The sequence below is a fragment of the Candidatus Schmidhempelia bombi str. Bimp genome (assembly GCF_000471645.3).
In the GTDB taxonomy this organism is placed as follows: domain Bacteria; phylum Pseudomonadota; class Gammaproteobacteria; order Enterobacterales; family Orbaceae; genus Utexia; species Utexia bombi.
The window spans coordinates 1-7,373 of record NZ_AWGA01000072.1 but is presented as its reverse complement, the minus strand read 5'-3'; the positions used below and the strand labels follow the sequence as shown (position 1 = coordinate 7,373).

Below are 7,373 nucleotides of genomic sequence, written 5' to 3'. Positions count from 1 at the left end.
AAGCTGGTCAAATATATACCAGAAAAAAGTCACTGATCAGTAGCTTATTGTTTAGATTGGCAATCGATATATTAAGTTACTATTTTTTATAAGCTCGAAGGCTATCAATACTAAATAAAATAAGTGCCAACCAAATGAAACCAAAGGTATATAGCGTATATAAATTTAACGGCTCATTATAATAACCGACCGCTAATATAAAGATTAGCGTTGGCGAGAAATATTGGAGAAAGCCAATGGTTGAATAAGGTAAATTTTTAGCCGCTAGATTAAAAAATATCAGTGGTATAAGCGTTAATGGTCCAGCGAAAATACATAGCCACCACAGATGGCTATGCCAGAATATTGGCTGCAAGGTGATGGCATTTGGCATCAGCCCTAACCAAATTAAGCAAATAGGGACTAATGACCACGTTTCAACCGTCATTCCAGGGATAACTTTAATCGGTATCATTTTTCGAATTAAGCCATATATTGAAAACGATAAGCCAAGTAACAACGAAATCCAAGGTAGTTTACCCACTAAAATAATTTGAATAATGACGCCCAACATCGCTAACGCAATCGCAACCCATTGTAAACAACGCATTTTTTCTTTTAGGATCATCATTCCCAGAAATACGGATATCAATGGATTGATATAGTAACCAAGACTCACCTCAAGCATAAATCCATGATTGATTGCCCAAACATAGAGTAACCAATTAGCGGAAAGCAATGTCCCCGTAAAAACTAACACCCATATGTAGAGGGGTTTTTGCCATAACGGTTTCCACCACTGCTTTTGTTTAATAAACAATAACAAAATAGCACAACCTACCGCAGACCAAACAATGCGTTGAATAATAATTTCTGACTCAGATAACTGTTGGATGGCTTTAAAATAAATAGGGCTTAATCCCCAAGTAATATAGGCAATAATGCCCAATAACAATGCGCGTAATTTTGTCATAAATTTTAACGATATTAGATAGATGATGGGCTAGAAATTGTAAGACCATTTAATCAGGGTGTAAAGTTTATGCCAATAGAAATAGCTAATAACCCTTAAATTAAAAAATGATTTACATTATCCATTTTTCTCTTAAAATTGGCACTATTTATTTTATAAAGATAATCTTTAAAGATTAATGATGACGGTTAACGATATGTACGCGATTCACTCATCTGATTTAAAAACTATTTTACATTCAAAACGTGCCAATCTTTATTATCTAGAACATTGTCGAGTGCTAGTTAATGGAGGATGTGTAGAATATGTGACCGAAAAAAATAATCAAAGCTTATATTGGAACATTCCGATAGCCAATACTACCTGTTTACTACTTGGTACGGGAACCTCAATTACGCAAGCGGCGGTAAGAGAGCTGGCTAAAGCGGGGGTGATGATTGGTTTTTGTGGTGGCGGTGGTACTCCTTTATTTTCTGCCAATGAAGTCGACTTTGCGTGTCAGTTTTTTTCTCCACAAAGTGAATATCGCGCAACCGAATATTTACAAAAATGGTGTCAATTTTGGTTTGATGATCAACGACGTTTGGCTGCGGCAAAACAGTTACAACAACAGCGTTTAACTTTAATAAGCCAGCACTGGCTTCAATTTAACTGGCGTATTGAACGATTTAAAGGTCAACTCAAGACGTTACTTGATGATTTTTCTGTTCAGTTCACTGAAGCACAAACCAGTCAGGCATTATTAGCGGCTGAAGGACGTTTTAGTCAACGCTTATATGCCTTTGCCGCAGGGCTTACGCATTATAGTAAGGATTTTAAACGACGACAATCACAGGGGGATCCGGCAAATCAATTTCTTGATCATGGTAATTATCTTGCTTACGGACTTGGTGCAACCGCTTGTTGGGTACTGGGTCTACCGCATGGATTAGCCATATTACATGGAAAAACTCGGCGAGGGGGGCTAGTATTTGATGCGGCAGATATAATTAAAGATAGTCTTATTCTACCACAAGCGTTTATTTCAGCCATGGCGGGTGACGATGAAAAGACATTTAGGCAACATTGCATTCATAATTTTGCCGAACGCGAAACCTTGGATTGTATGATTGATACCTTAAAAAGTATTGCGGAGCAAGCATGAATATTTTATTAATCAGTCAATGTAAAAAAAATGCATTAAAAGAAACGCGCCGTATTATTGATCAATTTGCGGAACGTTGTGGTGAACGAACATGGCAAACCGTCATGACTGAACATGGGTTAAATACCCTACATAAGCTACTTAAACGCCATGCTCGTAAAAATACCGCTGTTGCTTGTTATTGTACCTATGGTAAGAATCAATCCACATTAAAATGGATAGTTGGCGATCGTCAACAATTTAATCAACAGGGGCGAGTACCAACCCAGCGTCGCTCACAACCTATTTTACAACGTTATTATGAAAATAATTGGTACTATGGTACCGCAATCCAGATTATGGCCACCCTTGGGGCGTTATTACATGATTTAGGTAAAGCAACCGTAGGTTTTCAGAACAAACTGCAAACCCATACTATGGCAGGCGATCCTTATCGTCACGAATGGATTTCACTTCATCTGTTTATACAGATGATTGCGGGATGTCATACGAATCAAGCCATGTTAACACGTCTGGCGAATTTTGATGATTATCAGCAGCAGCATCCGCATTGGTATCAATCGTTAACAACAGCTAACCAGAAGGTCGTAAATTTATCGTTAACTAACGTCCCCTCGTTAGGGCAATGGTTAGCTTGGTTAATTGTTTCTCATCATCGATTACCTCTCTGTTTACGTGATGAACGTTGGAATCAGAGTGATGAGTCATACCATAAAATCAATCGTGATAAACAGTTACAAGACAGCGCATATATCGAAAACTATACCCCTGAAGCCTTTTTTTCTCATTTACAAGCCATTTCCCAATGGGTTTGGTCTCCTCAAAGTCAACATCGTTTTCCTAAGCAATTTTGGCAACTTAAGCAAAGTATCACGGAAAATAAAAGCTGGTTATCTCAGCTTAGCCGTTGGGCAAATAAGGCATTAAATCATCGCAATTTAATCGAGCTTGCTCAACAAGGTACGATAAGCAATCCTTTACTATTACATTTATCAAGATTAACGTTAATGACCGCTGATTACCACTTTTCTAGCTATATTGTGCCTGAAAAACAGCGTCCGACCTCCTCACAGTTAATTGCTAATACCCTTAGAGCCAACGTTTATAATCAAGAATTATCACAACATTTGATCGGGGTGGCGAAATCAGCCGCACATTTTGCCCGAATTTTACCTTCATTAACTACTGAATTACCTTACTTATCTAATCTTAAACCGTTCGCTAAGCGTACCACCAATAAACGCTTTGATTGGCAAAATGGGGCTTATGATGTAGCAAAATCATCCGCACTTGCGGCGGCGGAGGCAGGCTTTTTTGGTGTTAATATGGCATCAACGGGATGCGGTAAAACGCTGGGTAATGCCCGAATTATCGCTGCTTTATCCGATAACAATACGGGGGTACGTTTTACGATTGCGCTAGGGCTGCGAGTGCTTACTTTACAAACAGGTCAAGCATTACGTGAACGGTTAAATCTAAGCGATGAACATCTCGCTATTTTAATCGGTGGTAACGTCGACCCCCATCATCTAATCGATAATGAACTTGCGCCGGAAGCTTGTGAGTCAGAGACGTCTGAATATTTAGTAAAGGGAAGTGAATCGTGCGAACCATTAATAGAGGGAGATGTGGATGTTGTTGAAACAGATATGGATAACCAACCATTAGCGACGATTATTAATGACCGTAAAGCGAAACAACTCCTACTAACCCCTTTAGTTTCTTGTACCATTGACCATTTGATTCAAGCTTCAGAATGTTTACGTGGTGGTAAATATATTGTGCCAATGTTACGTCTACTAAGCGCAGATCTTATTTTAGATGAGCCTGATAATTTTGATCATCATGATTTACCGGCGTTAGCTAGACTCGTTCATTTAGCTGGATTACTTGGGAGTAAAGTTTTATTATCCTCAGCCACCTTAACCCCCGATTTAGTCACTGGATTGTTTAATGCTTATCAAGCAGGACGAAAACTATGGCAACAACAACAACACAAGCCCGCATTACCGATTGTATGTGGTTGGTTTGATGAATTTAATCAAGTTATCAAATCTGTTAATGAACAGCAGACATTTCAAGTTGAGCATCAAAATTTTATAGATAAACGTCAACAGCAGTTACATAAAGCGGAGATTCGTCGCCAAGGGTTGATTTTACCTATAGATAATTACCAGACAAAACAACAGCCATTATTCGATTATAGCGTCTTAGCCAATCAACTTGTGGCACAAGCATGTCAATTACATGATAGTTATCATGATAGGGATCCCGTCACACAAAAACAGCTCAGTATTGGTTTAATTCGTTTTGCGCATACTAAAGATGTGATTTCACTAACACATGCACTATATACTAAGTGCGAGATACCGAATGATACGCAATTACATATTGTGGTATATCATGCTAGACAACTTCATTTATTACGAAGTCGATTAGAAGCAACGCTCGATAATTTATTAAATCGTAGCAAACCAGAGGACTTATTTAAGCATATTGCCATAAGACAAGCATTGGATAATAGTGGTGCTCAGCGCCATCTATTTATGGTGATCAGTACGCCAGTGACCGAAGTTGGACGTGATCATGATTATGATTGGGCCATTATCGAACCATCCTCAATGCGCTCACTGATCCAGTTAGCTGGGCGAGTTTGGCGTCATCGACCAAATAAAATTGCTACTAGCCCAAATATAGCTATTTTAGGTAGTAATATTAAATCTTTAGAACATTCTCAAAACTATGGCGTCAATACTGCTTGTTTTTGTAAACCAGGATTTGAATCGAAAACCTTTTTATTAAATAGCCATAAAACCGAAAATTTGATTAGTCATTCATTGTTAAAAAATATTAATGCTATTCCACGTATTATTGCACCTGAAGTTCATCATCAAGAGCTTGACAGTTTAATACTATTAGAACATCGAGTGATGGCGGATTTATTTAATATTAACACGAGCACGACAGAAGATACGACTCGCAAAAGTAATGTTGTCACTAGTTATTGGCAGCCTGATTTGGCTCATGCTTACTGCGGACATTTACAATTACTTACCCCATTTCGACAACAACAAATGCAACAAGATGACTATATTTGTCAATATCATCCATATGATAAGCATTTTTGTTTCCGCTTAGCCAAAATAGCACGCCAATTTCCGGATGATTTAAATACAGGGTTAAACAACCACTATATCAGTTATGAGTCTTGGGAGGATGTAATTGCTCAAAATCCCCAAGTTCAGCCATGGTTAAACGTTGATTTTTATCAAGAAGTCCAACAGTTAGCTTATTATGAGGGAGAACATGCTGAAAATTCAATCATGTTAAAATGGGCAACCGTCACCTTAAATAAAGAAATAAAATGGTATTATCATCCATGGTTTGGGTTTTATGAAAAGTCTATAAAGATATAATTTATTAAGTTAATTTATCATTAATTAATGGCGGGCTTTAAGCATAGCTATGTGCTTTTATATTTAGTATTAACTCATTGAGGTATTTCAACGTCATAAAGTTTGCGTATATCACACATAATCTAAAATAGATTCTTTAGTAAAACAAAGAACAATAATAATAGTTACAATAGAACCAAGCAAAATTATCGCAAGTAATACTTGATGTTCTATTATAACACGCCTTATTTAAGTTTATTGAACTAAAATATTAGGCTGTTATTTAGCCATGCTTACTAAAAAATCAACATTATCATCGAAATTTTTTATTTAATTTTTAAATAAGGTGTTAATAAATTTATAAGCTTACACTGCGATTTAGTAAAATTTTTTTTGTTATCAAATTTATATAAAATATAAATCTTAGTAACAATACTATTTAATAATTAAATAAAAACTATCTAGTCAGATAAAAAAGAAAATAAATAATCACTCAGATTAATGATTTTCTATTATGTTGTATCAATAAAAGGAACATGACATGATAGATCCATTTGATATCACTAGAGAATTCTTTGCAAAGCAATGGGAAAGGAGTAATCATTATACATTACAAATAGATAAAGTTACCTCTTCACTGTCGGTGCATACCGTAACGGGGCAAGAAGCATTAAACCAGCCATGGCAATATGAAATTATTTTCACTTCTAATAATAAACAGTTAACAGCGGATACCATTCTTACCCAAAAAGCCCGCTTTACCTTTCAGCCCCAACCAACTCATCTCTTATCCACGCAACTTAGCTCTTTAACACAGCCCACCTTACCCCGTACTTTGCATGGGGTAATAACCGAATTTAGTCAGCTATCGGTCAATAAACAGCAAGCGCAATATAAAGTTATCTTAGCGCCGCGCCTAGCGTTACTGGGTCTACATCGCTATAGCGCCATTTATCAACATCAAAGTGTGATTGCGGTGGTGGAGCAGATATTGCGTAAACACGGCTTTACCGGCATTGACTACCGCTTAGAATTACGTAACACCTACCCAATGCGTGAATTTATCACCCAATGGCAAGAGAGCGACCTCGAATTTATCCAACGTATTTTAGCTGATATCGGGGTCTGGTTCTGTTTTGAAACCGACAGTAAACATGGCTGTGAGGTAATGGTAATAAGTGATGGCGAACAAGGTTATCACCATTACGGCATGATCGTTTATCAACAACCCAGCGGCACCGTTGATAGTCATATCGAAAGTATCTGGGATTTACAGCAGCACAGTAAAACCGTTCCGCAATCGGTGCGGGTACAGGACTATAACTACCGTGAAGCAGGCAATGATATGCTAGCTGAGGTCAACAGTCAGCCCGATGACAACACCACCCACGGCACCCAATACCTCTATGACCAGCACTATAAACAGAAAGGCGACAAGCAAACGGTAGAAACCGGCGCATGGTATGCCGAAATCCGCCATCAGCAGTACCTCAGTGAACAAATCCTAATCACCGGTAAAAGCAACCAGTTCCACTTAACCCCCGGTCAGCGAATCATCCCTACGCAACACCCATTATCCGCCGACCTCAGTGATGGGCTAATCATTCTTAGTACCACAGGGCACGGTAACCGCACCGATAGTTATCTGATTGAATTTACCGCCATCCCATTTAATTTACTAAAACCGTATCGCCCACCAGTATTACCGATGCCAAAAATCAGCGGCACACTACCGGCGACCATCACCAGCCCCGATAATGACACCTACGGCTATATCGACACCCAAGGCCGTTACCGCGTTAAATTTAATTTCGACCTAAGCAGCTGGAAAAACGGGGAAGAGAGCCTCTGGCTAAGACTGGCCAAACCTTATGCGGGGGAG

General features: G+C 38.3%; 4 protein-coding genes. 3 read left to right on the top strand and 1 reads right to left on the bottom strand.

Annotation, left to right across the window (positions count from 1 at the left end; translation table 11 throughout):
• Positions 1–79: 79 nt before the first annotated feature.
• Positions 80–952 (bottom strand): EamA family transporter RarD, encoded by an 873-nt coding sequence (gene rarD, locus O970_RS08045; protein ID WP_024496598.1) that lies wholly within the window; start codon positions 950–952, stop codon positions 80–82.
• 196 nt (positions 953–1,148) lie between these two features.
• On the opposite strand from rarD, the gene cas1f reads away from it, so the two are divergent.
• The 3 genes from cas1f to O970_RS08030 all read left to right on the top strand — a co-directional run.
• Positions 1,149–2,096 carry a type I-F CRISPR-associated endonuclease Cas1f gene (gene cas1f, locus O970_RS08040; RefSeq protein ID WP_024496597.1) on the top strand — a complete coding sequence of 316 codons (948 nt, stop codon included), beginning with the start codon at positions 1,149–1,151 and terminating at the stop codon, positions 2,094–2,096.
• Positions 2,093–5,512, top strand: a complete 3,420-nt coding sequence (cas3f, locus tag O970_RS08035) for a type I-F CRISPR-associated helicase Cas3f (RefSeq protein ID WP_024496596.1) — start codon at positions 2,093–2,095, stop codon at positions 5,510–5,512. The genes cas1f and cas3f overlap by 4 nt, the downstream gene beginning before the upstream one ends.
• 520 nt (positions 5,513–6,032) lie before the next feature.
• A partial coding sequence (locus O970_RS08030) for a type VI secretion system Vgr family protein (RefSeq protein ID WP_024496595.1) occupies positions 6,033–7,373 on the top strand: 1,341 nt, incomplete at its 3' end.